Source organism: Serratia symbiotica, assembly GCF_000821185.2.
Lineage (GTDB): Bacteria > Pseudomonadota > Gammaproteobacteria > Enterobacterales > Enterobacteriaceae > Serratia > Serratia symbiotica.
Genome location: NZ_CP050855.1, coordinates 2832268 through 2858957, shown reverse-complemented (window position 1 = coordinate 2858957; position 26690 = coordinate 2832268). Strand labels below are relative to the sequence as shown.

Genomic DNA, 26690 nt, shown 5'->3' with positions numbered 1-26690 from the left:
TAACGTCATGAAAGCACTGATACTTTATTCAGGTCGTGATGGGCAGACACTGTCTATTGCTTCTTATATAGCAAGCAAATTGCAGGACAGACTTCGTTGTGAGGTCATTGACCTGCTGCAAGCAGAGAACGTTGACCTTAGCCAGTATCAGCAGGTTATGATCGGCGCTTCCATACGCTATGGCCATTTTAATTCGGCTTTGGATAAATTTGTGAAGCATCGTGCTGAGCAGTTGAACCAAATGCCAAGTGCATTTTTTGCCGTTAACCTGACGGCCCGTAAACCGGAAAAGCGTTCACCACAGACTAATGTCTATACCCGTAAATTTCTGCTTGCCTCACCTTGGCAGCCAAAACAGTGTATGGTGTTTGCTGGAGCACTACGTTATCCGCGCTATCGATGGTTCGATCGCATCATGATTCAATTTATTATGTGTATGACGGGTGGAGAAACGGATACCAGCAAGGAAGTAGAGTACACGGATTGGCAGCAAGTCGAACGCTTCGCTCAGGAGTTTAGCCAGATTAAGTACGAAAAGCGACCTAAATTCGTCACTTTCACCCCTCTTGCTTAAAAAAAACGCGCTTGAAAAGTTTTTTGCGTTTAGGGGTTGCGGGCTGCCGAGAACGCCCTATAATGCGCCCCCACTGACCCGGTATTTCGGCAGATACGCCGCCGGATCAGCAAGGGAAAAGCCAAAATAATGGCTTGACTCTTCAGAGGGAAAGCGTAGTATACGCCACCTCAAGTTTGCCGCCGTGCTGCGGCTGACTTACCGCTCTTTAACAATTTATCAGACAATCTGTGTGGGCACTCCACAAGACAATATCCCGTCCCTGTTGGGACGAAAAAATATCAAGTCTTGAAGAGTGACTACCTGAAGTAACATTCATGCAGTAAATCTTTGAGCAGCGCTTCACAAGTTGAAGCATATCAAGCTTTGAATTGAAGAGTTTGATCATGGCTCAGATTGAACGCTGGCGGCAGGCCTAACACATGCAAGTCGAGCGGTAGCACAAGAGAGCTTGCTCTCTGGGTGACGAGCGGCGGACGGGTGAGTAATGTCTGGGAAACTGCCTGATGGCGGGGGATAACTAGTGGAAACGGTAGCTAATACCGCATAACGTCGCAAGACCAAAGTGGGGGACCTTCGGGCCTCACGCCATCAGATGTGCCCAGGTGGGATTAGCTGGTAGGTGGGGTAACGGCTCACCTAGGCGACGATCCCTAGCTGGTCTGAGAGGATGACCAGCCACACTGGAACTGAGACACGGTCCAGACTCCTACGGGAGGCAGCAGTGGGGAATATTGCACAATGGGCGCAAGCCTGATGCAGCCATGCCGCGTGTGTGAAGAAGGCCTTCGGGTTGTAAAGCACTTTCAGCGAGGAGGAAGGGTAATGTGTTAATAAGACATTGCATTGACGTTACTCGCAGAAGAAGCACCGGCTAACTCCGTGCCAGCAGCCGCGGTAATACGGAGGGTGCAAGCGTTAATCGGAATTACTGGGCGTAAAGCGCACGCAGGCGGTTTGTTAAGTCAGATGTGAAATCCCCGCGCTCAACGTGGGAACGGCATTTGAGACTGGCAAGCTAGAGTCTTGTAGAGGGGGGTAGAATTCCAGGTGTAGCGGTGAAATGCGTAGAGATCTGGAGGAATACCGGTGGCGAAGGCGGCCCCCTGGACAAAGACTGACGCTCAGGTGCGAAAGCGTGGGGAGCAAACAGGATTAGATACCCTGGTAGTCCACGCTGTAAACGATGTCGATTTGGAGGTTGCGCCCTTGAGGGGTGGCTTCCGTAGCTAACGCGTTAAATCGACCGCCTGGGGAGTACGGCCGCAAGGTTAAAACTCAAATGAATTGACGGGGGCCCGCACAAGCGGTGGAGCATGTGGTTTAATTCGATGCAACGCGAAGAACCTTACCTACTCTTGACATCCAGAGAACTTTCCAGAGATGGAGGGGTGCCTTCGGGAGCTCTGAGACAGGTGCTGCATGGCTGTCGTCAGCTCGTGTTGTGAAATGTTGGGTTAAGTCCCGCAACGAGCGCAACCCTTATCCTTTGTTGCCAGCGATAAAGTCGGGAACTCAAAGGAGACTGCCGGTGATAAACCGGAGGAAGGTGGGGATGACGTCAAGTCATCATGGCCCTTACGAGTAGGGCTACACACGTGCTACAATGGCGTATACAAAGAGAAGCGACCTCGCGAGAGCAAGCGGACCTCACAAAGTACGTCGTAGTCCGGATTGGAGTCTGCAACTCGACTCCATGAAGTCGGAATCGCTAGTAATCGTAGATCAGAATGCTGCGGTGAATACGTTCCCGGGCCTTGTACACACCGCCCGTCACACCATGGGAGTGGGTTGCAAAAGAAGTAGGTAGCTTAACCTTCGGGAGGGCGCTTACCACTTTGTGATTCATGACTGGGGTGAAGTCGTAACAAGGTAACCGTAGGGGAACCTGCGGTTGGATCACCTCCTTACCGAAAGATATTGATTTGTGTGGCGTGCTCACACAGATTGTCTGATGAATGTCGATGAGCAAGAAAACCCTTTCGTTGAAAGGCGCTAGAGGCGACTGAGTGGTTAACACCGTGGTTGCTTGACTTTGCCAGCAGAGTTGCGCCTTTACACGGAAATAGCCAATCAGCGATTTGCCAGGCAATTTCTGTGTCCCCATCGTCTAGAGGCCTAGGACACTGCCCTTTCACGGCTGTAACAGGGGTTCGAATCCCCTTGGGGACGCCATTGTGATAATGAGTGAAAGACATTATCACCGACTATCTCAAAGCTGACTTGCGAGTCGGATTTGAGATAGTGCTCTTTAACAATCTGGAACAAGCTGAAAATTGAAAAATGACGGCTGAAGCTTATCCCTGCGTAGAGGTATTGGGGTAAGGGTCAAGCTGTCATGGTGACACTCACCTGTTTGCAATGCGAAGTGAGACACCTTCGGGTTGTAAGGTTAAGTGACTAAGCGTACACGGTGGATGCCTAGGCAGTCAGAGGCGATGAAGGGCGTGCTAATCTGCGAAAAGCACCGGTAAGGTGATATGAACCGTTATAGCCGGCGATACCCGAATGGGGAAACCCAGTGTGATACGTCACACTATCGTTAAGTGAATACATAGCTTGACGAAGCGAACCGGGGGAACTGAAACATCTAAGTACCCCGAGGAAAAGAAATCAACCGAGATCCCCCCAGTAGCGGCGAGCGAACGGGGGCCAGCCCAGAACCTGAATCAGCGGGTGTGTTAGTGGAAGCGTCTGGAAAGTCGCGCAGTAAAGGGTGATAGCCCCGTACACAAAAATGCACTGGCTGTGAGTTCGATGAGTAGGGCGGGACACGTGACATCCTGTCTGAATATGGGGGGACCATCCTCCAAGGCTAAATACTCCTGACTGACCGATAGTGAACCAGTACCGTGAGGGAAAGGCGAAAAGAACCCCGGCGAGGGGAGTGAAAAAGAACCTGAAACCGTGTACGTACAAGCAGTGGGAGCACCGTTGAGGTGTGACTGCGTACCTTTTGTATAATGGGTCAGCGACTTATATTTTGTAGCAAGGTTAACCGCATAGGGGAGCCGTAGGGAAACCGAGTCTTAACTGGGCGAAGAGTTGCAAGGTATAGACCCGAAACCCGGTGATCTAGCCATGGGCAGGTTGAAGGTTGGGTAACACCACCTGGAGGACCGAACCGACTAATGTTGAAAAATTAGCGGATGACCTGTGGCTGGGGGTGAAAGGCCAATCAAACCGGGAGATAGCTGGTTCTCCCCGAAAGCTATTTAGGTAGCGCCTCGTGAATTCATCTTCGGGGGTAGAGCACTGTTTCGGCTAGGGGGCCATCCCGGCTTACCAACCCGATGCAAACTGCGAATACCGAAGCATGTTATCACGGGAGACACACGGCGGGTGCTAACGTCCGTCGTGAAGAGGGAAACAACCCAGACCGCCAGCTAAGGTCCCAAAGTCATGGTTAAGTGGGAAACGATGTGGGAAGGCCCAGACAGCCAGGATGTTGGCTTAGAAGCAGCCATCATTGAAAGAAAGCGTAATAGCTCACTGGTCGAGTCGGCCTGCGCGGAAGATGTAACGGGGCTAAACCATGCACCGAAGCTGCGGCAGCGGCGCTGATGCGTTGTTGGGTAGGGGAGCGTTCTGTAAGCCGTTGAAGGTGTCCTGTGAGGGGTGCTGGAGGTATCAGAAGTGCGAATGCTGACATAAGTAACGATAAAGCGGGTGAAAAACCCGCTCGCCGGAAGACCAAGGGTTCCTGTCCAACGTTAATCGGGGCAGGGTGAGTCGACCCCTAAGGCGAGGCTGAAAAGCGTAGTCGATGGGCAACAGGTTAATATTCCTGTACTGGGTGTGACTGCGAAGGGGGGACGGAGAAGGCTAGGCAGGCCGGGCGACGGTTGTCCCGGTTTAAGCGTGTAGGGGGGCGTTTTGGGTAAATCCGGAACGCCATACAGAAACCCTGAGGCGTGATGACGATGCACCAAGGTGCAGAAGCTGTTGATGCCCTGCTTCCAGGAAAAGCCTCTAAGCATCAGGTCACCTTTAATCGTACCCCAAACCGACACAGGTGGTCAGGTAGAGAATACCGAGGCGCTTGAGAGAACTCGGGTGAAGGAACTAGGCAAAATGGTGCCGTAACTTCGGGAGAAGGCACGCTGGCATGTAGGTGAACTCCGTATCGGAGGGAGCTGAAGCCAGTCGCAGAGACCAGCTGGCTGCAACTGTTTAATAAAAACACAGCACTGTGCCAACACGAAAGTGGACGTATACGGTGTGACGCCTGCCCGGTGCTGGAAGGTTAATTGATGGGGTTAGCCGCAAGGCGAAGCTCTTGATCGAAGCCCCAGTAAACGGCGGCCGTAACTATAACGGTCCTAAGGTAGCGAAATTCCTTGTCGGGTAAGTTCCGACCTGCACGAATGGCGTAATGATGGCCAGGCTGTCTCCACCCGAGACTCAGTGAAATTGAACTCGCTGTGAAGATGCAGTGTACCCGCGGCAAGACGGAAAGACCCCGTGAACCTTTACTATAGCTTGACACTGAACATGGAGCCTTGATGTGTAGGATAGGTGGGAGGCAGTGAATCGTGGACGCCAGTCTGCGAGGAGCCACCCTTGAAATACCACCCTTTAATGTTTGATGTTCTAACTTTGCCCCGTGACCCGGGGTGAGGACAGTGTCTGGTGGGTAGTTTGACTGGGGCGGTCTCCTCCCAAAGAGTAACGGAGGAGCACGAAGGTCAGCTAATCACGGTCGGACATCGTGAGTTTAGTGCAAAGGCATAAGCTGGCTTGACTGCGAGAGTGACGGCTCGAGCAGGTACGAAAGTAGGTCTTAGTGATCCGGTGGTTCTGAATGGAAGGGCCATCGCTCAACGGATAAAAGGTACTCCGGGGATAACAGGCTGATACCGCCCAAGAGTTCATATCGACGGCGGTGTTTGGCACCTCGATGTCGGCTCATCACATCCTGGGGCTGAAGTAGGTCCCAAGGGTATGGCTGTTCGCCATTTAAAGTGGTACGCGAGCTGGGTTTAGAACGTCGTGAGACAGTTCGGTCCCTATCTGCCGTGGGCGTAGGAAGATTGAGAGGGATTGCTCCTAGTACGAGAGGACCGGAGTGAACGCACCGCTGGTGTTCGGGTTGTCATGCCAATGGCATTGCCCGGTAGCTAAGTGCGGAACAGATAAGCGCTGAAAGCATCTAAGCGCGAAACTGGCCTCGAGATGAGTCTTCCCTGGGTCTGAGAGGTCCCTGAAGGCACGTTTAAGACGAAGACGTGGATAGGCTGGGTGTGTAAGAGCAGCGATGCTTTGAGCTAACCAGTACTAATGAGCCGTGAGGCTTAACCTTACAACACCGAAGGTGTGTTATAGGCAGGGGTGGAGTTATTTTCAGCGAGTTCCGAGATTGGTTCTGGTGGTTACGTGAGTAACGGCCGAGAATGAAACAGACTTTGCCTGGCGGCGATAGCGCGGTGGTCCCACCTGATTCCATGCCGAACTCAGCAGTGAAACGCCGTAGCGCCGATGGTAGTGTGGGGTCTCCCCATGTGAGAGTAGGACACTGCCAGGCATCAAATAAAGTAGAAAGCCTCATGCGAAAGCATGGGGCTTTTTGCTTTGTGAGTTACCGAGAGTGAATGGCCTGGGCCTGTGCAGGTGAAACGAAAGAGTCGGGAAAACGTTAGGCGTTGCTTGACAGCGACCTGAAGGGGAGTGAGCAGGAAAGCCCGCTGACGGGCCTTCACCTGCGGCGATATCCGGTAGGTGTGAGCTTAGAATGAGCTGAACACTGTTGGTATCAAATAGAACGAAAGCCCACGTGAGAGCCTGGGGATTTTTGTTTCGGTGCCGAAAAACGTAGCTACGGTGTTCCCTGCCCCTGCCTGTCCAATATGCTCAGTCCGGTTTGTGAACGCACAAACTGGGAGCGAAAGTGTTGGCGCTCCTGTTGTCCGGCGAACGAGCTGTCGGTAACAGAGAATAGCCAAGTGCCGACAAAGGCCACGAGCATTGAAAACAGCGCAGGGTATTCGTAAGGGTAAATGGGTTTTTCATGGACAAGGATTTGCACCCAGATGGTTGGTCCAATAATCATCAGGATCACAGCGGTTAACAGGCCCAGCCAGCCGCCAATCATGGCCCCACGGGTAGTCAGGCGTGACCAGTACATCGATAGAATGATAATCGGGAAGTTACAACTGGCGGCAATGGAAAACGCCAGCCCGACCATAAAAGCGATATTCTGTTTCTCAAACAAGATCCCCAGCGCGATAGCTACAACACCTAGTACCACTACGGATATTTTGGATACCTTCAGTTCGTCACGTTCGGTTGCCTCGCCGTTTTTAATCACGTTGGCGTATAGATCATGGGATACCGCAGAAGCGCCTGCCAGTGTTAGGCCAGCAACCACCGCCAAAATAGTGGCGAAGGCGACTGCCGAGATAAAGCCGAGGAAGAGGTTGCCTCCGACCGCATTGGCCAGGTGTACCGCCGCCATGTTAGTACCACCCAGCAATGCACCGGTGGTGTCTTTGAACGCCGGATTAGCGCTGACTAGTAGGATCGCGCCGAAGCCGATAATAAAGGTCAGGATATAGAAGTAACCGATAAAACCGGTGGCGTAGAACACACTCTTACGGGCTTCTTTGGCATCACTTACGGTAAAGAAGCGCATCAGAATATGCGGTAGGCCGGCAGTGCCGAACATTAGCGCTAACCCCAATGAAAGCGCCGATATCGGGTCAGCGACCAGTCCGCCGGGGCTCATGATGGCGATACCCTTCGGATGTGCTTTTACCGCTTCGGCAAATAATGTGTTGAAATCGAAGCTGACCGATTTCATCACCATCAATGCCATAAAGCTGGCACCCGCGAGCAGCAACGCCGCTTTGATAATTTGTACCCAGGTAGTGGCTAGCATGCCGCCGAACAGCACATATAGCACCATGAGAAGGCCAACCAGAATTACCGCCACATGGTAGTGAAGCCCGAATAGTAGCTGAATCAGCTTGCCAGCGCCGACCATCTGTGCGATCAGATACAGCGCCACTACCACCAGGGAACCGCAGGCTGACAGAGTGCGAATAGGCTTCTGCTTTAACCGGTAAGAGACGACATCGGCAAAGGTATAGCGGCCGAGATTACGGAGGCGTTCGGCAATCAGGAACAGAATGATCGGCCAGCCGATCAAAAAACCGATAGAGTAGATCAGGCCATCGTAGCCAGAGGTATACACCAGGGCGGAGATACCGAGGAAGGAGGCGGCAGACATGAAGTCGCCGGCGATCGCCAGCCCATTTTGCAGGCCGGTGATGCGTCCGCCTGCGGTATAGTAATCTTGGCGTGAACGGGTGCGTTTGGAGGCCCAGTAGGTGATATAGAGGGTAGCGCCGACAAATAGGACGAACATCATGATCGCTTGGATGTTTAGCGGCTGGCGATGCACTTCACCGCTAATAGTGTCGGCGTAGGTTAGCCCCGACAACATCAGCAAAGCAGCAGCGGAGAGTAAAGGCTTCATTGTTTCACCTCTTGTAAAATCTCTGTCGTCAGGCGGTCAAATTCCCCATTGGCACGAAACACGTAGATCCCGGTCAGTACAAAAGAGATTACGATAAGGCCAACGCCTGCCGGGATACCACGGGTAATGGATGATCCTGTGGTGATTGGTGTGCCCAGCCACTGAGGATCAAAGGCGATCAGTAAGATAAAGCCAACGTACAATGCTAACGTAATCAGCGAAAGCAGCCAGGCGAAGCGGCCACGTTTTCTCACCAGTTCCTTAAAGCGCAGATTTTCCTCAATCCGTTGATAAATAGTGTCATTCATCAGATCATCTCCAGTAGATGTTGGCAGGGTGCGAACTATGATGGTAGTTTTACCGATTGTTTTTCTTCCAACAGCTTGTCAACTACGGCTGGATCAGCCAGCGTTGAGGTATCCCCTAGGTTGCTAGTATCATCGGCAGCGATTTTGCGCAAAATACGCCGCATGATCTTGCCGGAACGCGTTTTGGGCAGTGAGTCTGTCCAATGCAGCATGTCCGGTGTGGCGATCGGCCCTATCTCTTTACGTACCCAGTTGCGCACTTCGGTATAAAGCTCTGGCGTTGGTTCTTCACCGTGGTTAAGCGTGACATAGGCGTAAATTGCCTGACCTTTAATGTTATGTGGGATACCAACTACTGCCGCCTCGGCGATTTTCGGGTGTGATACCAGGGCGGATTCAATCTCGGCGGTGCCTAGACGGTGGCCAGAAACGTTCAGCACGTCATCAACGCGGCCAGTGATCCAGTAATAGCCGTCCTCGTCGCGGCGTGCACCATCACCGCTAAAATACATACCTTTAAAGGTGGAGAAATAGGTTTGCTCGAAGCGTTCGTGATCACCGAACAGGGTGCGTGCCTGACCAGGCCAGGAGTCGATGATCACCAGGTTGCCTTCGCAGACACCTTCTTGCGGCGTGCCAACATTGTCGACCAGCGCGGGTCGCACGCCAAAGAATGGCTTTGTAGCGGAACCGGCTTTCAGCTCGGTAGCTCCCGGTAGCGGAGTGATCATGAAGCCGCCAGTTTCGGTTTGCCACCAGGTGTCGACGATCGGGCATTTGCCATTGCCGATCTTGTTGTAATACCATTCCCAGGCTTCTGGGTTGATCGGTTCGCCGACTGAACCCAAGATGCGCAACGAATCACGCTTAGTGTGCTTGATCGCTTTATCGCCTTCGGCCATCAGCGCGCGGATGGCGGTTGGCGCGGTATACAGGATATTGACCTGATGCTTATCGATAACCTGCGACAAGCGGTTAACGTCAGGGTAGTTAGGCACGCCTTCGAACATCACAGTGGTAGCACCACAGGCCAGTGGGCCATACAGCAGATAGCTATGACCAGTGACCCAACCGACATCGGCGGTACACCAGTACACATCGCCATCGTGATAGTCGAACACGTATTTGAAGGTCATGGCAGCATACACCAGATAGCCGCCAGTAGAGTGTAGTACCCCCTTTGGCTTGCCGGTCGAGCCGGAGGTATACAGAATAAACAGCGGATCTTCTGCATTCATCTCTTCCGGTGGACAATCGGCAGAAACGCCGTTGGTCAGCTCATGCCACCACAGATCGCGTCCTTCCTGCCAGTAGTCCAGCTTGCCTGTACGTTGGAACACCACCACGTTGGTAACGCTGGTCATGCCGGGAGCCTTCAGCGCGTCATCGACGTTTTTCTTCAGCGGTACAGCACGGCCTGCACGTCGTCCCTCGTCGGCAGTGACCACCAGTTTGGCATGGGAATCAATGATGCGCCCGGCGATCGCCTCTGGCGAAAAGCCGCCGAATATCACCGAGTGCACGGCACCAATGCGTGCACAAGCCAACATGGCGACGGCCGCTTCCGGTACCATCGGCATGTAGATAGCCACCACGTCGCCTTTCTTAACGCCTAGCTTTTTCAGCACGTTGGCGAATTGGCAGACATCGTGATGCAGTTGTTTATAGGTTATTTTTTTCGACTGGGCGGGATCGTCGCCTTCCCAGGTAATGGCTGTCTGATCGCCGTGTTTGGCTAGGTGACGATCAAGGCAGTTAGCTGCCAGGTTGAGGGTGCCATCTTCGAACCAGCGGATGCTAACGCACCCCAGATCGAACGAAGTATTTTTTACTTTGGTATAGGGTTTGATCCAATCTAGGATCTTGCCATGTTCCCCCCAGAAATCCTCCGGGTCTTGCACAGACTGTTGATAGTACCGCTGATATTGTGCTGGAGTAATCAAGGTGTGCTCTGCAATTGCAGAAGGAACAACGTGTTTGTGCAATGGGTTCATAACTTTTCTCCTTAAGATTGTTAATGATATGTCAACTCAAGGTTAAGTATAGTTTGCTATGATTGTTTGTTTCTTTTTTGCGCAGTAGATCACGTAAATTGTGATATTGATTTGTAATTAATGAACTGGATTCGATCATTAATAAATATATCATTTTTATAATATTAATTATCACCATGACAATATTCGATAAGAATATACCTCCTGACTGAGTAAATTAAAGCGACTGAATAACATAGTCAGTTATTGCTAGCATGAATGACACATGATCCGTGCACTTATTAAATACCGAATTGTTCATTTTTTACTCTTTGATTAAAGATTCGCTTTACTGTTCAAGGGAATGTTACTCGTTCATCCCCATTGCCAGCACCTTCTTGTAACAAAATAAAAACATCTCCTGTAGACTAAATATGCAAAAAGTGCAAAAAATAACGCATGCTAGTTTTGTATAAAAAAACATCTAAATGGTATATTGAAGTTCACCCTAAGTAAAATTACATGTTTAATAACAATGTATTATATTTTTTGGGGTGCGGTGCAATATTTGTGTGATTCGATGCAGTACAGGGGCCTAACAAATCAAAGCTTGCAGACGAGGCCTCTCAGATGGTACAGATTTGTACTGCGTCACACTAAAATGGCAGGTGAACGCATTCATTGAATTAACATAGGCCTGTATCAAATAATTAAGTATTCTCTTTGTCGCACGGTGGTTAAATGTGGGGAGGAGAGTCTCTAAGGACTTTTGGGTATGAAAAGTGTAAAAATTAGCCTTGCATGGCAAATACTGATAGCGTTGGTGTTGGGTATTATTGTCGGTGCGGTATTGCATAATCAGGTCGAGTCGCGTGAGTGGTTGGTCAGCAATATTCTCAGCCCTGCGGGCGATATTTTTATTCGTCTGATTAAAATGATTGTCGTGCCGATTGTTATTTCCACGTTGATCGTCGGCATTGCTGGGGTAGGAGATGCGAAGAAGTTAGGGCGCATCGGATTAAAAACGATTATATATTTCGAAGTGATCACCACGATCGCCATAGTGGTAGGGCTAACACTGGCCAATTTTTTTCAACCCGGTCACGGCATCGATATGTCGACGCTGACCACAGTGGATATCTCGCAGTACGAGAAAACCACCGAGCATGTGCAGAGTGGTTCGCATAGTCTGGTGGTCACCATCCTGTCGTTGATCCCATCTAACGTCTTCTCATCAATGGTCAAGGGGGACATGCTGCCGCTCATCTTCTTCTCGGTGTTATTTGGCCTAGGCTTATCTTCATTGCCGAAGGAAACCAAAGAACCGTTCCTGAAGATGTTTAAAGCGGTTTCAGAGAGCATGTTCAAGGTCACCCACATGGTTATGCTTTACGCGCCAATCGGGGTGTTTGGCTTAATCTCGGTGACGGTGGCGAACTTCGGCTTCACCTCGCTGCTGCCGTTGGCTAAATTGGTGCTCTTGGTGTATTTCGCCCTCGCCTTTTTTGCTTTCGTGATATTGGGCGTGGTTGCGCGTTTATGCAACCTACGCATCTGGATGCTGATCCGCATTCTGAAGGATGAATTGATCCTAGCCTACTCTACCGCCAGTTCAGAAACGGTGCTGCCGCGCATCATTGAAAAGATGGAGGCTTATGGCGCGCCTAAGTCGATCGTCAGCTTTGTGGTGCCTACCGGATATTCCTTCAACCTGGACGGATCAACCCTGTATCAAAGCATTGCCGCTATCTTTATTGCACAGCTGTATGGGATTGAGCTGTCGCTGGGCCATGAAATCATCTTGGTACTGACCTTGATGGTCACCTCAAAGGGTATCGCGGGTGTACCCGGCGTTTCCTTTGTGGTGTTGCTTGCCACATTGGGCAGCGTTGGCATCCCGTTGGAGGGGCTGGCGTTTATCGCTGGTGTTGACCGTATCCTTGATATGGCGCGTACTGCTTTAAACGTGGTGGGTAACGCATTGGCGGCGCTGGTCATTGCCAAATGGGAGCACCAGTTCGATCGCAAGAAGGCGCTGGCTTATGAGCAGGAACTCCTCTCGGATAAAGCCCAATCGGCCAATTAGCCTTAATCCGCGAACGCCCCCAGCCTCACTCTGGGGGCGTTTTGTTATCCGCTATTCCCCCATTAAAAAACTGAGCGGAGGTCGGCATGAAAAGGGGCAATGCCCCTTTTCATTGGTTTATGGCTATCGGAAATGGCTGTTAATGCTAAGGTAATAGGTTCGGCCCGGTTCGTTGTTGGTAGCCGCACCTGCACCGGCAATGTTAATTAAGCCGGTTGTTGGGTTACCGGTGTTCTGCGCGTTGCCAGCGCGGAACTGGCGTTTGTCGAACAGGTTCTCGATCCCGGCGGTGACGCTAACGTTTTTGGTCAGGCCATCGCTGGCACTGGCCCCCACGATGGCGTAAGGGCTGACTTCATGTTTTTCAGATCCAGTAAGCGGTTTGCCCTGATAATTGTACTTTTTCGGCTTTTGACGGCCGTACCAAGTCAGAGTGGATTGTATCGACAAATCCTGGGTGGCCTGCCAGCTCAGGGGCGATTTGAGGGTGAACTTAGGGATCACCGAGAGGTAATCGCCGGTGCTCTTGTTCTGGTTTTCGATCATGTAGGTGGCGTTGTTGCTCCGGGAGACGCTCTCGCTAACAGGTACGTTCAGCGTACCTTCCAGACCTTGGACTACCGCTTTCGGCACGTTTTCCCACGGATAAACTGCTGTACCGGAGCTGCTGGTGGCGATCCTGGCCCTGCCCGCTTCGTTTTTTTTCGTGATAGTCGTTGCCGAAGTAGGTTACGTCAGCCAGCGTTATGGAACTCCAGCCCGAGTTCCTTATTGACGCTGGTTTCCGCTTTCAGATTGTCGTTGCCAATCAGGTAACAGCTATTGACGATATCGCTGCCCACGCAACCTTGGCCTTGGCTGTACAGCAAATAATTTTTGTTGGTCTGGAATAGGTTAGGTGCCTTATAGGCGTGGGCGATGCCCATTTTCAGGGTGAAGTTGTCGCCTACTTCCTGCGACAAGTTCAGTGATGGGCTGCAGTTGTTGCCAGCCTTGGAGTGCATACCGTAACGCAGGCCCGCGTCAACATGGTACTGTCGGTCAGTTCCAGATTGTCTTCGGCGAACAGTGAAAAGACATGGGCAGAAGCATAAGGGCTACGAGTGCCGCTCTCTCGGCCGGGTAAGGTTCTTCCCACCAGCTTTTGACTGGTTGACGATGCATCTTTCATGTGCTGCTGGTTCCATTCGGCACCCAGAGTAGCGGTTTGTGTTACGCCGAGTTCAAGCGGCATATTGACTTCGCTGTGTGCCAGGAAACTGTCCAGTTTGGTGGTCCTGAAACCAGGATCCTTGAGATTAAAGATGCCCTCGGGGCCGCCGGCCAACCCTTCGTTCAGGCGGGTATTGCGGGTGCGCTCAAATTGCACGTAGTTGTTGGTGCTGACGCCATTGTGCACCGTGGTAGTTCAAACCGTAGTTTTCGCGATAAATGCGGTTGGTCTCTTTACCGGAGTTACTTTGCACCAGCGCAATGGTGTTGGTGTTCTGGGTATCCCCGGCATACAAATTGCCCTGGCGGTCATAGGCATATTCGAACTCCAGCGACTGCAAATGGGCGAAGTCCCAGTGAAGCAGTGCATCAATGTTTTTATTGATGACGCCTTCGCGCCCAGCGGGAATGCTATTGATATGGGTAGGTACACGTTCAGATTTATAGGGTGCATTGATATCCCATGCATCGGCCTGCCTTTTGCTGTAGCCGCCAAACAGACGGAAACTCAATTGATCACTCAATGGGCCGGACAGGCTGAAGTCGGTGCGCTTAGCGGCACCTTCCTGCTTATGCTGGGGTAGGTTGAAATAGCCGTTCAGCGTACCGTGTAATGCGTTGCTGGTCTTCTTGGTGATGATATTGATCACGCCGCCAGCAGCACCACTGCCATAACGCGCTGCTGCGGGGCCGCGCAGCACATCAATGCGTTCGATCATTTCAGGCGGCACCCAGGCGGTATCACCGCGTGTATCATGCTCTCCGCGCCAGCCTTGACGCACCGAGTTGCGGCTAGAGGCGGGTCTGCCGTCGATCAGGATCAAGGTATTTTCTGGCTCCATGCCGCGAATATCGATCTGGCGGTTGTTGCCACCTTGGCCACTGTTGGCGTTGCTCGTCAGGTTAACCCCTGGCATGGTGCGGATCAATTCGTTGATATCACGCGCCGGCGGGCGTTTCTTGATGTCTTCGGCGGTGATGGTGGAAACCCCTGGTGCCTGCAAGTTCTGCCTGGCAGCGGCCACCACGATGGTGTCTTCCGCTCGTAGTTTTTTATCGGCTGAACTGGTGTTTTCTTCGGTGGTGGTGTCTGTCTGCTACGTGGCGTTGGCCATCGCTGATGTTAGCCCTAACCCAATGATAGTGGCTAAAGAATAACGAGATAATGTGCGGTTCGTTGGTGTGTCCTACTTTGCTGCTATAACCCGCGCGAAGCGGGAAGAGTGGTGGTAGTTTTTGCGTGGTTGAGGCATTAAGAAATCAGCTGCGGCAGGGGATATAACCTTGTGTATCTAGCATCCCTCGCCATTGTGCAATTTCTGCACGGTTTCCAAGGTTAATACACCATTGTAAATGCAAATAAGTATCAATATTATTCTTCTTATTGCGTTACATTGCGTCTAGGCTAGTTCTCCTATCGTTACGGATAAGACCAATGTTTATCTGAACCGCCAACGACAAAACGGATAGGCATTGTGAATATAGAAAGCAGCAAATTATTGACCAGCCCCCATGCCGGTAGCCCGGGCTGGTGGTTGCAAGTGGTTCGTCGCGGCACCCCGTGGATGGAACCAGCGGATAATGGCCGATGGCGAGTTACGTTTTTCTGGCGTGATCCCCAGGGATGCGAGTTAACTTCCAACTGCCAGCGGGTATGGGTGCACATTAACTGCCTGACTGACCATCATCAGCCGAATCCCCCACAGAGCTTGCAACGTCTGAATGGTACCGACGTCTGGTATTGGCAGACAGAGCTGAACGGTGACTGGCGTGGTAGTTACTGTTTTATTCCCTGCTTTGATGAGTGTCTGCCAGAGCTCAGCAGCGATGACGCCCACGGCAACATGCACAACATGCGCCACTGGTGGTATCAGGTGTCTGCCAGCGCCACGCATGATCTACTCAATCCTCGCCGTGCTTGGTCGGGTACTAGCGGCCACTTTCTCTCTGGCCTGCATCTGCCGGAAGCGCCGCCGCAGCCGGCATGGCGCGCATTCGATGAGTATGAGATCACCAGCGGGCGTTGTACGCCAGCACCGCCAGCGCGTCTGCAACGTCATACCTGGTGCAGTGAGCGGCTGGGCAACAGCCGCAACGTCTGGATCTATACCACCGGCGATAGCCAGCCAACCGAACGCCCACTGGCTATTCTGCTCGATGGTCAATTCTGGGCGCAGCAGATGCCGGTGTGGGAACCGCTGATGCAACTGACACGCGGGGGCGCGCTGCCGCAAGCGGTATATGTGCTGATCGACGTTATCGATCTGAAGCAGCGTGCGCGCGAACTGACCTGCAAAGAAGATTTCTGGTTGGCAGTGCAGGAAGAACTGATGCCGCAGGTGGCCGAGTGGGCGTCATACAGCGACAGCCCCGCCAACACAGTAGTCGCGGGGCAGAGCTTCGGTGGGCTGTCTTCCCTGTATGCCGGGTTGCGTTGGCCACAGCGCTTTGGCGCGGTGATCAGCCAGTCCGGTTCATTCTGGTGGCCACGGCGCGACATGCTACAGCAGCCGACCATGCCGGACGATGCTGGTTGGTTGATACAACAGGTGGAAAAACATGGTTTGGGTCATTCCGGTGCGCTGAAAGTGTTTATGGAAGCTGGCTCGCATGAAACGCTGGTGTACCGAGTCAGTGGCCAAATGGCGACGCTGTTGAGCCATGCCGGGCATCGGGTGCATTACCGGGTAGTAGAAGGAGGACACGATGCGCTTTGTTGGCGCGGTGGTCTAACCGACGGATTACAGGCGGTGTGGGCCGTATCCTTTGCTACCAGCGGTCCCGTGCAGTTGGAGCCAGCTCTTTCATCAACACAAGGGGGGCAGAATGGAAAACCTGAATCCATTCGATGAACCACAGCAACGTAGCCTGGTGCTACGTAACGAACAACAATAACAATACAGCTTGTGGCCGGATTTCTGTGCGGTCTCTGCTCACTGGACGGTAGCATTCGGGCCAGCGGCGCGCACCGAGTGTGCCGAGTGGTTGGAACGGCATTGGCAGGATCTTCAGCCAGTATTACCGCCTAGCGCATAATCGGTATCAAGCAATAAAGGGAGCAGCAACATCGTGCATATCCCCCATGTCTACCCCTGGGCTAATTGTCGGCGAAATGCCGCTGGTTGCGGATCAGCCCGGCATCTGGATGGCCGATCAAATTTCCTCGCACTGTAACGCCTATACCGTTGCACATTATGTTGAATTCAACGGATCGATCGACTCAGCCCGGCTGTTGCAGGCTATCGGATTGGGTCTCAACGAAGTGGATACGCTGCGGCTGCGCTTTGAGGAACGCGACGGTGTGCCGGTACAGTGGCTGGATGAGTGGCTGACGGTGCGTGAACCGGAATTTGTCGATCTGGCGTCTTCACCGGACGCTGAGGCTGCTGCGCGGGGGCTGATGGATATTGACCTTTCCGATGAGTTACGCGCTGCGAATGGCAAACGGCTGTACCGCCATGTGCTGATGCGTTTGGCAGATAATCGCTGGTTCTGGTATCAGCGCTATCATCACATGCTGGTGGATGGCTGCAGCTTTACCGCCATCGCTCGCCGCATCGCTGCGATATATACCCACCTTTGCTGCGATGAGCCGCAGGAGCCGACACCCTTTACCCCGTTCAGCGAGGCAGTGGCGGAGTATCAGGCTTATCAGCAGGCACCCGCATGGCAGTGCGATGCCGATTTTGGGTTCGACAAAGCGCGCCAATTACCGCCAGTGACGACGATTTGCTCGCAGCCGCTGGCTGGCCAAGTGCCAACGCCGCGTATTCACCGCCTCGAACAGCATTGCGATAAGCAGGCATTTGCCACGTTGGTGTATACCGCTGGCCAACAAAAGCTGAACGCTACTGATGTGGCGGTGGCGTTGCTGGCGCTATGGGTATCGCATCTGAGAGGTCAACCCTGCTTCAGCGCCGGTTTTATATTCATGCGCCGTACCGGCTCGGTCGCGCTGTGCGCCGCTGGGCCAGTGATCAACGTGCTACCGATGGAAATGCATCTCGAACTCCAAGCCACACTGTATCAGGCCGCCGCGCGCATTAGCCGCGAGCTAAAGGGTGTACGCCGTCACCAGCGTTATGACGCTGAACAGGTGCAGCGTGATCTGGGGCATATCGGCGATGCCGAGCCACTGTATGGCACGGTATTCAACTTCAAGATGTTTGAATATCAACTGGATTTCGCTGGCATTGCAGGCATTACCCATGATCTGGCCTCCGGGCCAGAGCGTGATCTGGAGATCGTGCTGTTTATTGGTGAGAACAATCAGTTGAAAGTTGAGCTGCTGGCTAACGCTGAACGCTACAGTCACCAGGAATTGCAGGCTCATCTGCAACGCCTACCGCTGCTGCTGGCACCATTTGCTGCTCAGGCGGATCTACCGATCGGCGAAGCCGACATGCTGACTCCTGAAGACCACGCTTTGCTGGCACGGATCAACGATACCGTGCATCCGGTACCAGCGACCACCCTCAGCGAACTGCTGGCGCAACAGGCCCAGCGCACGCCGCAAGCACAGGCATTGGCGGATGCCCACGTCAGCTTCACCTATCGTGAAATCCGCGAGCAGGTTGGTGCGTTGGCGCGTCAATTGACTGCTCAGGGCGTGCGGACAGGAGATATTGTGGCTGTGATGCTGCCGCGTTCGGTATTCCTGTCGCTGATGGCCATTGTCGAGGTGGGAGCCGCTTACCTGCCGCTGGACACCGGCTATCCAGACGCACGGCTGGCAATGATGCTGGAGGACGCTGCACCGCGCCTGATCGTCACCCACCCGGCTCAGCAAGCGCGCTTTGCTGGTCAGCGCGACGTCCTGCTGTACGATGCGCCGCTGCCGACTGACCACGCAGCCGGGGTGGTGGTTACTGGCCCGACGCCGGATCACGCGGCCTATATCATCTTTACCTCAGGTTCCATGGGCCGGCCGAAAGGGGGGCTGATCAGCCATCAGGCGCTCGTCAACTGACTACTGTGGATGCAACATCAGTATCCGTTGGTGGCGGATGATGTAGTGCTGCAAAAAAAGCCGTGTAGTTTTGACGTGTCGGTCTGGGAGTTCTTTTGGCCGCTGATGGTAGGTGCACGGTTGGTGATGGCACCGCCAGAGGCGCACCGCGATCCAGAACAGCTACAGCAGTTGATCGCCCAGAACCGGGTTACCACTATGCACTTTGTGCCGTCGATGTTGGCAGCGTTTGTCGCCACGCTGGACGGCAAACAAGCGATAGCTGCTTGCGCCTCATTGCGTCAGGTATTCTGTCGTGGTGAAGCGCTGCCAACAGAGTTGTGCCGTCTGTGGCAAAGCCGCACTGCGCTGCCGTTGTATAACCTGTAAGGCCCGACTGAGGCGGCGGTGGATGTCACCTGGCATCCTACCTACGGCACCGCGCTGGCGCGGGTGACCGGTGCCAACGTGCCGATTGGCCAGCCAGTGTGGAACACCAGCCTACGTATTCTGGATGCAGGCCTACGGCAAGTAACGCTTGGCGTGGCAGGCGATTTATACCTGACTGGTATCCAGTTAGCGCGGGGCTACCTTGGGCGGGCAGAATTGACCGCTAGCCACTTTGTGGCTGATCCCTAAGGCGAGGGCGGCCGAATGTATCGCACCGGCGATGTGGCGCGTTGGCTGCCGGGTGGCGAGGTGGAATATCTGGGGCGTAGCGATGATCAACTGAAAATTCGTGGGCAGCGCATTGAGCTGAGTGAAATCAATCATGCATTGCTGTCACTACCGGGTGTGCGCCAAGCGGTGACCCATGCGTTAGTGCTGCAAGGTACGCCAGTGCAGAGGGGGGGGACGCGCGCCAACTGGTGGGGTATCTGGTGGCACAACCGGGCGTGGCATGGGATCTGGCGGTGCTGCGTGCGGTGCTGGCCGATCGCCTGCCACCGCATAGGGTGCCAGTGGCGCTGGTGGAAATGGATGAACTGCCGCTGAGCGCCAACGGCCAGATGGATCGTCAGGCATTACCGCAGCCGCAGAATAGCGATCGCAAGATTGGCCGCGAGCCACAGGCCGGGCGGGAAGCTGACATTGCTGTGGTGTTTGTCCGTTTGTTACAGCGTGAGCAGGTGTTCGCTGACGACGATTTCTTCGTCTTGGGTGGTCACTCGCTGCTGGCGATGCGCTGGGCGTGCTGTTGCTCGGAACGATGGGGGCATTTATGCTGCCAGCGATCAGCGCCAGCAGCTTTGGCACCGTGGCTTGCGGTATTCTGCTGGCCTTCACCATGACCGGGCTGCGCCAGGTTCGGTTAAGTAAGCCGGAGGTGCAACCCATTAGCGGTTAAAAGTCACATACCGCATAAAATGAGCTGTAGATTTAAATAATAATGCTTATCATTGGCATGTTGAAATCCACCGTCTCTATAGCGTTCTTTTGATGTGTAGGATGTGGCTAGATTTATTGACACGGCGAATCTCAGAGAACAATTTATCGTATAAATAATTATCATTATCATATTTATCAGTCAATAAAATAAGGTGTTGCAATGAGCATTACCGCGAAGGGTACTAGTCTACAGGCACTGCAAAATAGCGTTGCTAAACAATGTTGCACTGACATTTCCCCTACATCAGGCTTCTTCTTTACCTCTCCCTTCCGCAGCCTGATCACCGCTGGCTGTTTTACTCAAGTGACGCAACCGGCGGCAGAAGGTGGTGATCTCCAAGGTAAATTTCAGCAGCAGGTGCGCCAGGCATTTGCCGAAGCGCGCGTGGCGGGCATAAAGCAACCGCTACTGTGTGGTGCTATCCCGTTCGATACCCAGCAGCCTTCCGCATTGTTTATCCCGTATGAAAGCCGCTGCTTTGACCGTGCCGCCTTTGTAGCGGGTTTATCGCCGCTGGCGACCGGGCCAGAAATCGCCAGCATTGCCGAAGTGCCGACCCAGCAGTCTTTTATGCAGATGGTGAGCGATGCGGTCGTGGCGATGAAAACTGAGCAATTGGACAAAGTGGTATTATCGCGCCTGCTGGAGATTGAGACCTGTCAGCCGGTGGATTGCCATGCGCTGATGGCGCGCGTTATCGTGCAGAACCCTCACGGCTTCCATTTCCATGTGCCGTTGGAACGGGGGGCGTTACTGGGTGCCAGCCCTGAGTTGTTGCTACGCCAATCTAACGGACGCTTCTATTCTAACCCGTTGGCTGGCTCTGCCCGGCGTGTGGCCGATGCTGAATGCGACCTAGTGGTTGGGCAGCAATTGATGGCCTCAAAGAAAGATCGTCACGAGCATCGCATCGTCACCGAAGGCATACGGCAGGTGCTGGCCAGCCGCAGCCACTACCTGAACGTGCCTCAGTTCCCTGAACTGTTGACAACCACCACGCTGTGGCATCTTTCCACCCCGATCGATGGAGAAGTGGCCTCGCGCGACGAAAGCGCATTGTCGCTGGCCTGCTTGCTGCATCCAACCCCAGCGCTGTGTGGCATGCCAGCCGCAGCCGCGCATGCCTTGATCAAACAGTTGGAACCGTTTGATCGTGGCCTGTTCGGCGGCATTGTGGGTTGGTGCGATGCTGTGGGCAACGGTGAGTGGGTGGTCACTATCCGCTGTGGCACTGTCGACGGCAACCAAGTGCGGTTGTTCGCTGGAGCTGGCATCGTGCCTGGCTCTTCCCCCGAATCTGAATGGCATGAAACAGACACCAAACTCAGCACCATCCTGCGTGCTTTTGGGTTACATCAAGGGTAGTAACAACATGAGCATTATCTTTACTCCCTGGCCAGCAGAATTTGCCAGCCGATATCGTGAGCGCGGTTATTGGATTGACCAGCCGCTAACAGATATTCTTGACCGTCAGGCCACCAACGACGCTCTGGCGATGACCGATGCCCGTTGTAGCCTGAGCTACCGCGAACTGAACCAGCTTTCCGAGCGTTTAGCGGCGGCGTTGTTGCGCCGTGGTGTGCAACCCGGTGATACCGCCTTGGTGCAATGGGGCAATGTGGTGGAATTCTACGTGGTGTTTTTCACGTTGCTGAAAATTGGCGTAGCGGCGGTCAATGCACTGTTCAGCCATCAGCGCAGTGAATTGAACGCCTACGCAACTCAGATCAAACCGGTGCTGTTGATTGCCGATCGTGAACATGCCTTGTTTGCCGACGATAGCTTCCTGAAGCATTTTCGTGCGCAACATTCGTCACTGCGCGTAGTGGCACTGCGCAACCAACAGCAGGGTGAATTGGCGCTAACCCACTGGCTGGAAGAGACCAGCGACGGCTTTGTCGCTGTGCCCTCTGCCGCCGACCAAATGGCATTTTTCCAGCTTTCCGGTGGCCGCACTGGCACACCGAAGCTGATCCCACGGACCCACAACGACGACGACTACAGCAAGATCCGCCGTTTCGACCAACAGACCCGCTACCTGTGCGCCTTGCCGGTCGGCCATAACTATCCGATGAGTTCGCCGGGAGTGCTAGGGGTGTTTTACGGTGCCGGGCAGGTGGTGTTTGCCACCGATCCCGATGCCACGCAGTGCTTCCGCCTGATCGAACAACACCGTATCAACGTGACGGCGCTGGTGCCGCCAGCGGTGACGTTGTGGCTACAGGCGATCGAAGAGTGGGGCAGCAACGCCGCGTTGGCCAGCCTGCAACTGCTACAGGTGGGCGGTGCCAAACTGGGGGAAACCCTGGCAGCACGCATTCAGACCGAAATTGGCTGCCAATTGCAACAGGTATTCGGCATGGCGGAAGGGCTGGTGAACGACACCTGCCTGGACGATGATCCGCAGCATATCCTGACCACTCAGGGACGGCCGATGTCGCCAGATGACGAAGTTTGGGTCGCGGATGATGATGGCAACCCACTGCCAATAGGGGCTGTGGGGCGCTTGATGGTTCGTGGCCCTTATACCTTCCGTGGCTACTACCGCAGCCAGCAGCACAGCACCAGTGCCTTCGACGCTGAGGGTTTTTACTGCTCTGGTGACCTGATCAGCCTCAGTGAAGATGGCTACCTCACCGTACAGGGGCGCCAGAAGGATCAGATCAACCGTGGCGGTGAGAAGATCGCCGCTGAAGAGATCGAGAACTTGTTACTATGTCATCCAGAGGCGATCAACGCGGCGCTGGTATCGATGCCGGATGCGCTAATGGGCGAAAAAAGCTGTGCTTATATCATCGCTGACACCCCATTGAAGGCGGTGGTGCTGCGTCGTCACTTGCGCGAGCAGGGGGTCGCGGATTTCAAATTGCCAGATCGTTTTATTCAGATAGACAACCACCGTTGACAGCGATTGGCAAAGTGGACAAAAAACGCTTGCGCCAGCGCCTTGAAACGCAACAACAGGCTTAGAGAAATGAATTGATGACTATTCCAGAACTGAATGATTACGCGCTGCCTACCGCCAACCAATTGCCGGACAACAAAGTCAACTGGCGACTGGAATCGCCGCGCGCCGCGCTGCTGATCCACGACATGCAGCAGTATTTCCTCAACTTCTGGGGGACAGACAGCTTGCTGATCAAACATGTGGTAGAAAACATCGCCAACTTGCGCCGCTATTGTAAACAGCAGGGTATTCCGGTGTTTTATACTGCCCAACCGAACCAGCAAAGCGATGAAGATCGCGCGCTACTGAACGACCTGTGGGGGCCGGGTTTGAACAAGCATCCAGAGCAGCAGGCAATTATCGCCGCGTTAGCGCCGGATGAAGATGACAACGTATTGGATAAATGGCGCTACAGCGCCTTCCACCGTTCGCCGCTACAGGAAATCCTGCACTGTGCTGGCCGCGATCAACTGATCATCTGCGGTATATACGCTCACATCGGCTGCCTGACCACCGCCATCGATGCCTTCATGCGCGACATCCAGCCGTTTATGGTGTCCGATGGCCTAGCGGACTTCTCGCGTGAAAAACACCTGATGGCGCTGCGTTACACCGCCGAGTGCTGTGGGCAGGTAGTGACCACAGCTTCTTTGCTGCCGGGCATCGTCAGCAAAGAAGCGCTGCGCCAGCAGATCCTGCCGTTGCTGGATGAAGATAGCGAAGATATGGGCAACGATGAAAACCTTATCGACTACGGACTGGATTCGGTACGCATCATGGAACTGGCCGCCCGTTGGCGTGATATCGACTTTATCGCACTTGCCCGCAATCCGACCATCGACAGTTGGTGGGCGCTGCTGTGCGCAGACAAAACCTGATATTGACACAAATGCTGTTACCGTTGCCCGGCGCTGGTTGGGCAGCACATTGATTTTCACTATACGGAGATGACAATTAAATAATTGATTAAAAAAGGAAAAAATGCGACATTCCCGCTGATGCTGCTGTCTATAGTGCTATTTTCCGGCTCACTGTCGGCGCAAACCGCGCGGGAAGTACTGCGTAAGCCGATTGGCAAAGGTGCCTGTGAACTGGTGTATAGCCAGGGCGAGGATGCACTGTATCTGGCAACCTCGCAAAGTCGCAAACTGGACAAGGGCGGCGTGGTCTATCGCCTGAACCCGGCCACACTGGATGTGACGCAGATTATCCATAATGATATCAATCAGTTAGGCGCTTCCATCAACAACAAAACCAATATGTTGTTTTTTAGCAACAGGGTGAACAGTGCGATAACTGCTATCGATACCAAAACCGGTAAGGTCATGAGACGCTTGGTGCTGGACTCGCGCAAAGGCAGCGAAACTGTAAAGCCATTGGCACCGTGTGAGTTGGTGGTGGATGCCGACACCGATACCCTATACATCACTGGAGTGGGCGGATCTAGCGTAGTATGGGTAGTGAATGGCGAGGATCTGACCCTGCGTACCACCATCACTCATACCGGTAAGTTAGGCACTGGCCTGGCGTTGGACTCGGCCGCCAACCGCCTGTTTGTGACCAATGCTGACGGCGAACTGGTGACCATCGACACCAAAAGCAACAAGGTGTTGTCGCGTAAAAAGCTGGACGCATCCAAAGAACACTTTTTCTTGAACATCAGCTTGGATATCGCTACCCATCGTGCATTTATCACTGACTCCAAGCAGCCGCAGGTGCTGGTGGTAGACACCCGCAACGGCAACATACTGGGTAAGATCGATGTGCCTGAATCGCTGGCAGTACTGTTCAACCCTGTGCGCAATGAAGTCTATGTGACCCCCCGTCAGGCGGGCGAAGTGAGCGTGATCGATGCCCAGAGTCACCACCTGCTAAACACCATCAAAACGCCGACCCACCCGAATAGCTTGGCGTTGTCTGCGGATGGTCAAACGCTGTATATCAGCATCAAACAGGCTGCCAGCCGCGAGAAAGAAGCCAGTGCGCCGGATGATGTGATGCGCATCGCGCTGAAGTAACGGCTCTCGCGGCTGCTCATTTTGCGGCCTTCCCGCGCGAGTTTCAGTAGCCGGTTCTGGTGAACGGTTCTCTCCACACCTTCCGGTATCGCCAGTGCTTCGATGGTGTTAAGGCGATTTATATGTTGCAGAACATTCTTTCCATTGATTTTTCCTGGAGGCTGAAGCAACCATGTCAAACGGGAGATTTGTTTTTCAGTTGTCACCAGTAGCGCCTCAAGCGCTGATTTGCGCATTCAACGTGGTATAAACCGCTTTATCACCCAGCGTCATTGCTTCAGCACAGGTACGTTCCACAACATCAATACCAGGAACAATAATTCGCCGTTGGTGCAGATGCATCAGTAATTCCTCTGCGATCAACATGCCCCGATCTGTTCTGGTGGCCTGAGGGAGCAGATACTGGATGCATTCTTTCTGAAGCGCCCCGTTAAAGGTCTTCAGTTCCAGATAGCGATAAAGTTCACTCAGGTGCTCACGCCGGGTGGTATCACGGCTGGAAATATATTCCGGCCAGAGTTCTGCTGAAAGTTTAAGGTGGGCACCGATGATCCTGAGTAATTCTGCGTGAGGGGACGATTTTTTATCCGGAGCAAAACCGACATTTTTTAGATAACAGAGAAGAACGGCAAAACCAAACCGACTGGTGGGTTTACGGTGAGCATTAATAAATGCCAGATCCTGCTCACTGAAATACGCCATTCGGGTCAGCGTTAACTCATCGTCGGGTAATGCCAGTAATGATTCTCTTTCCGACAGTGAAAGGATCTGCATCCGTGCCATATAGTTTACTTTGTAAATTATTACACTCAGTATCTTTAACAAAAATGGTTATCGCATAAGGGTACACCCTGACGGCATAACCAAAACGTGGCGACACACGGTGAATGACATAACCTATATGCGATAGAGTAAATGCAATAACCTAAATGCGATAATGCGGTGAAAAATGTTCATCAGAGCTTATTTAAGGGCATCGACGGAAGATCAGTTCGCCGATCGGGCAAAAGAGATGCTGGAGCAGTTCGTCCAGGAGCGGGGACATAAAATCGCCAGCTACTATCGTGAAAACATTAGTGGGACAAAACTTGACCGCCCGGAACTGGGGCGCTTACTGATGGACAGTCACCGCAATGATATTTTGCTGGTCGAGCAGATAGACCGCCTGACCCGTCTCAGCAACAGCGACTGGATGACGCTGAAAAAGCAGATCGAACAACACGAACTGCGGATTGTCAGCCTGGATGTCCCCACTTCATTGCAGGCGCTGTCAGAGAAAGACCCTTCGCAAGCTGACCCGATCACCCGCGCCGTGATAACCGCCATTAATAACATGCTTATCGACCTGATGGCCACAATGTCACATAAGGACTGGCCGAGTCGCCGTCAGCGGCAAAAACAGGGAATTGAACGCGCACATACGTTGGGGAAGTACCGGGGTAAACAAGCCGATAGTGAGCGTCACCAGAAAGTCCTGTACTACCGGCAGATTAAGAAACTGAGTATTAGTGAAACAGCTGATGCTACCGGATATAGTTGTTCACAAATATGTCGAATACAGGCTATATATAAGCAAAATAAATTATTTAATACTCTTAAATAATTTTCGATATCCAAACTGACCCAAACGAGAACCCGCCAATATTTTGCCTGGTGTGAAAAACAAGATTATAAAGGTATAGTGTGACAAAATGGCATATTAAAGTGAGTGGGTGAACGATGACGGGATTCGAGTTGAAACTTTGGCGGATGGGGCT

Annotated in this window: 11 protein-coding genes, 1 tRNA gene, 3 rRNA genes and 4 pseudogenes; 14 read left to right on the top strand and 5 right to left on the bottom strand. The window is 53.2% G+C overall.

The annotated features are described in order from the left end of the window. The first annotated feature begins 7 nt into the window (after window positions 1–7). From hemG to rrf, 5 genes are all read left to right on the top strand, one after another. A complete protein-coding gene (gene hemG / locus SYMBAF_RS14175; protein WP_040264179.1) occupies window positions 8–574 on the top strand; it encodes a menaquinone-dependent protoporphyrinogen IX dehydrogenase in 567 nt (188 codons plus the stop codon). Between the two features lie 368 nt (window positions 575–942). Then, window positions 943–2484: ribosomal RNA gene (locus SYMBAF_RS14170) — 16S ribosomal RNA — on the top strand. A gap of 189 nt (window positions 2485–2673) precedes the next feature. Beyond that, window positions 2674–2749, top strand: a tRNA-Glu gene (locus SYMBAF_RS14165). A 215-nt stretch (window positions 2750–2964) separates the two neighbouring features. Next, window positions 2965–5876: ribosomal RNA gene (locus tag SYMBAF_RS14160) — 23S ribosomal RNA — on the top strand. Window positions 5877–5982: 106 nt separating this feature from the next. After that, window positions 5983–6098, top strand: a 5S ribosomal RNA gene (gene rrf, locus SYMBAF_RS14155). Together the 16S, 23S and 5S rRNA genes with 1 tRNA gene alongside form the textbook arrangement of a ribosomal RNA operon. Window positions 6099–6389: 291 nt before the next feature. Here the strand turns inward: rrf and SYMBAF_RS14150 are convergent. The 3 genes from SYMBAF_RS14150 to acs are packed head-to-tail and all read right to left on the bottom strand — an operon-like array spanning window position 6390 to window position 10353. Beyond that, the gene (locus SYMBAF_RS14150) at window positions 6390–8051 is read right to left on the bottom strand and encodes a cation acetate symporter (protein ID WP_040262563.1); all 1662 of its coding nucleotides are present in this window, start codon (window positions 8049–8051) and stop codon (window positions 6390–6392) included. Continuing rightward, entirely contained in the window at window positions 8048–8359 is a 312-nt protein-coding gene (locus SYMBAF_RS14145) for a DUF485 domain-containing protein (RefSeq protein ID WP_040262565.1), read from the bottom strand. The genes SYMBAF_RS14150 and SYMBAF_RS14145 overlap by 4 nt, the downstream gene beginning before the upstream one ends. Window positions 8360–8394: 35 nt before the next feature. Continuing rightward, on the bottom strand, window positions 8395–10353 hold the full coding sequence (gene acs, locus SYMBAF_RS14140) for an acetate--CoA ligase (protein WP_040262568.1): 1959 nt from the start codon (window positions 10351–10353) through the stop codon (window positions 8395–8397). A 754-nt stretch (window positions 10354–11107) separates the two neighbouring features. On the opposite strand from acs, the gene gltP reads away from it, so the two are divergent. Further along, complete coding sequence (gltP, locus tag SYMBAF_RS14135) at window positions 11108–12418, top strand: glutamate/aspartate:proton symporter GltP (protein ID WP_040262570.1); 1311 nt, start codon at window positions 11108–11110, stop codon at window positions 12416–12418. Between the two features lie 123 nt (window positions 12419–12541). Here the strand turns inward: gltP and SYMBAF_RS18120 are convergent. Further along, window positions 12542–14745 (bottom strand): annotated as a pseudogene (locus SYMBAF_RS18120) (TonB-dependent siderophore receptor). A 360-nt stretch (window positions 14746–15105) separates the two neighbouring features. Between SYMBAF_RS18120 and fes the strand changes: the two are divergent. The 7 genes and pseudogenes from fes (at window position 15106) to yncE (ending at window position 24933) form a co-directional block, all read left to right on the top strand. Continuing rightward, window positions 15106–16482 (top strand): enterochelin esterase, encoded by a 1377-nt coding sequence (gene fes, locus SYMBAF_RS14120; protein ID WP_226020349.1) that lies wholly within the window; start codon window positions 15106–15108, stop codon window positions 16480–16482. Between the two features lie 52 nt (window positions 16483–16534). Continuing rightward, entirely contained in the window at window positions 16535–16666 is a 132-nt protein-coding gene (locus SYMBAF_RS18535; protein ID WP_404829929.1) for an MbtH family NRPS accessory protein, read from the top strand. A 46-nt stretch (window positions 16667–16712) separates the two neighbouring features. Further along, window positions 16713–19771 (top strand): annotated as a pseudogene (locus tag SYMBAF_RS14110) (amino acid adenylation domain-containing protein); the annotation flags it as partial. 356 nt (window positions 19772–20127) lie between these two features. After that, window positions 20128–21333, top strand: a complete 1206-nt coding sequence (locus SYMBAF_RS14105) for an isochorismate synthase (protein ID WP_040262574.1) — start codon at window positions 20128–20130, stop codon at window positions 21331–21333. A gap of 7 nt (window positions 21334–21340) precedes the next feature. Then, window positions 21341–22938: pseudogene (locus SYMBAF_RS14100) on the top strand ((2,3-dihydroxybenzoyl)adenylate synthase). 12 nt (window positions 22939–22950) lie between these two features. Continuing rightward, complete coding sequence (locus SYMBAF_RS14095) at window positions 22951–23793, top strand: isochorismatase family protein (protein WP_040262576.1); 843 nt, start codon at window positions 22951–22953, stop codon at window positions 23791–23793. A 120-nt stretch (window positions 23794–23913) separates the two neighbouring features. Then, window positions 23914–24933 carry a 7-bladed beta-propeller protein YncE gene (gene yncE, locus SYMBAF_RS14090; RefSeq protein ID WP_052447595.1) on the top strand — a complete coding sequence of 340 codons (1020 nt, stop codon included), beginning with the start codon at window positions 23914–23916 and terminating at the stop codon, window positions 24931–24933. On the opposite strand, the pseudogene SYMBAF_RS14085 reads toward yncE, so the two are convergent. After that, window positions 24915–25716: pseudogene (locus SYMBAF_RS14085) on the bottom strand (DUF4158 domain-containing protein); the annotation flags it as partial. The gene yncE and the pseudogene SYMBAF_RS14085 sit on opposite strands and share 19 nt — an antisense overlap. A gap of 166 nt (window positions 25717–25882) precedes the next feature. Between SYMBAF_RS14085 and SYMBAF_RS14080 the strand changes: the two are divergent. After that, on the top strand, window positions 25883–26536 hold the full coding sequence (locus tag SYMBAF_RS14080) for a recombinase family protein (protein ID WP_040262581.1): 654 nt from the start codon (window positions 25883–25885) through the stop codon (window positions 26534–26536). Window positions 26537–26690 lie beyond the last annotated feature (154 nt).

Coding starts and splice junctions, on each gene's coding strand:
- SYMBAF_RS14095 (WP_040262576.1), top strand. CDS start 22,951: ATGACTATTCCAGAACTGAATGATTACGCGCTGCCTACCGCCAACCAA.
- SYMBAF_RS14150 (WP_040262563.1), bottom strand. CDS start 8,051: ATGAAGCCTTTACTCTCCGCTGCTGCTTTGCTGATGTTGTCGGGGCTA.
- hemG (WP_040264179.1), top strand. CDS start 8: ATGAAAGCACTGATACTTTATTCAGGTCGTGATGGGCAGACACTGTCT.
- SYMBAF_RS14080 (WP_040262581.1), top strand. CDS start 25,883: ATGTTCATCAGAGCTTATTTAAGGGCATCGACGGAAGATCAGTTCGCC.
- SYMBAF_RS14105 (WP_040262574.1), top strand. CDS start 20,128: ATGAGCATTACCGCGAAGGGTACTAGTCTACAGGCACTGCAAAATAGC.
- SYMBAF_RS14145 (WP_040262565.1), bottom strand. CDS start 8,359: ATGAATGACACTATTTATCAACGGATTGAGGAAAATCTGCGCTTTAAG.
- gltP (WP_040262570.1), top strand. CDS start 11,108: ATGAAAAGTGTAAAAATTAGCCTTGCATGGCAAATACTGATAGCGTTG.
- acs (WP_040262568.1), bottom strand. CDS start 10,353: ATGAACCCATTGCACAAACACGTTGTTCCTTCTGCAATTGCAGAGCAC.
- yncE (WP_052447595.1), top strand. CDS start 23,914: ATGCTGCTGTCTATAGTGCTATTTTCCGGCTCACTGTCGGCGCAAACC.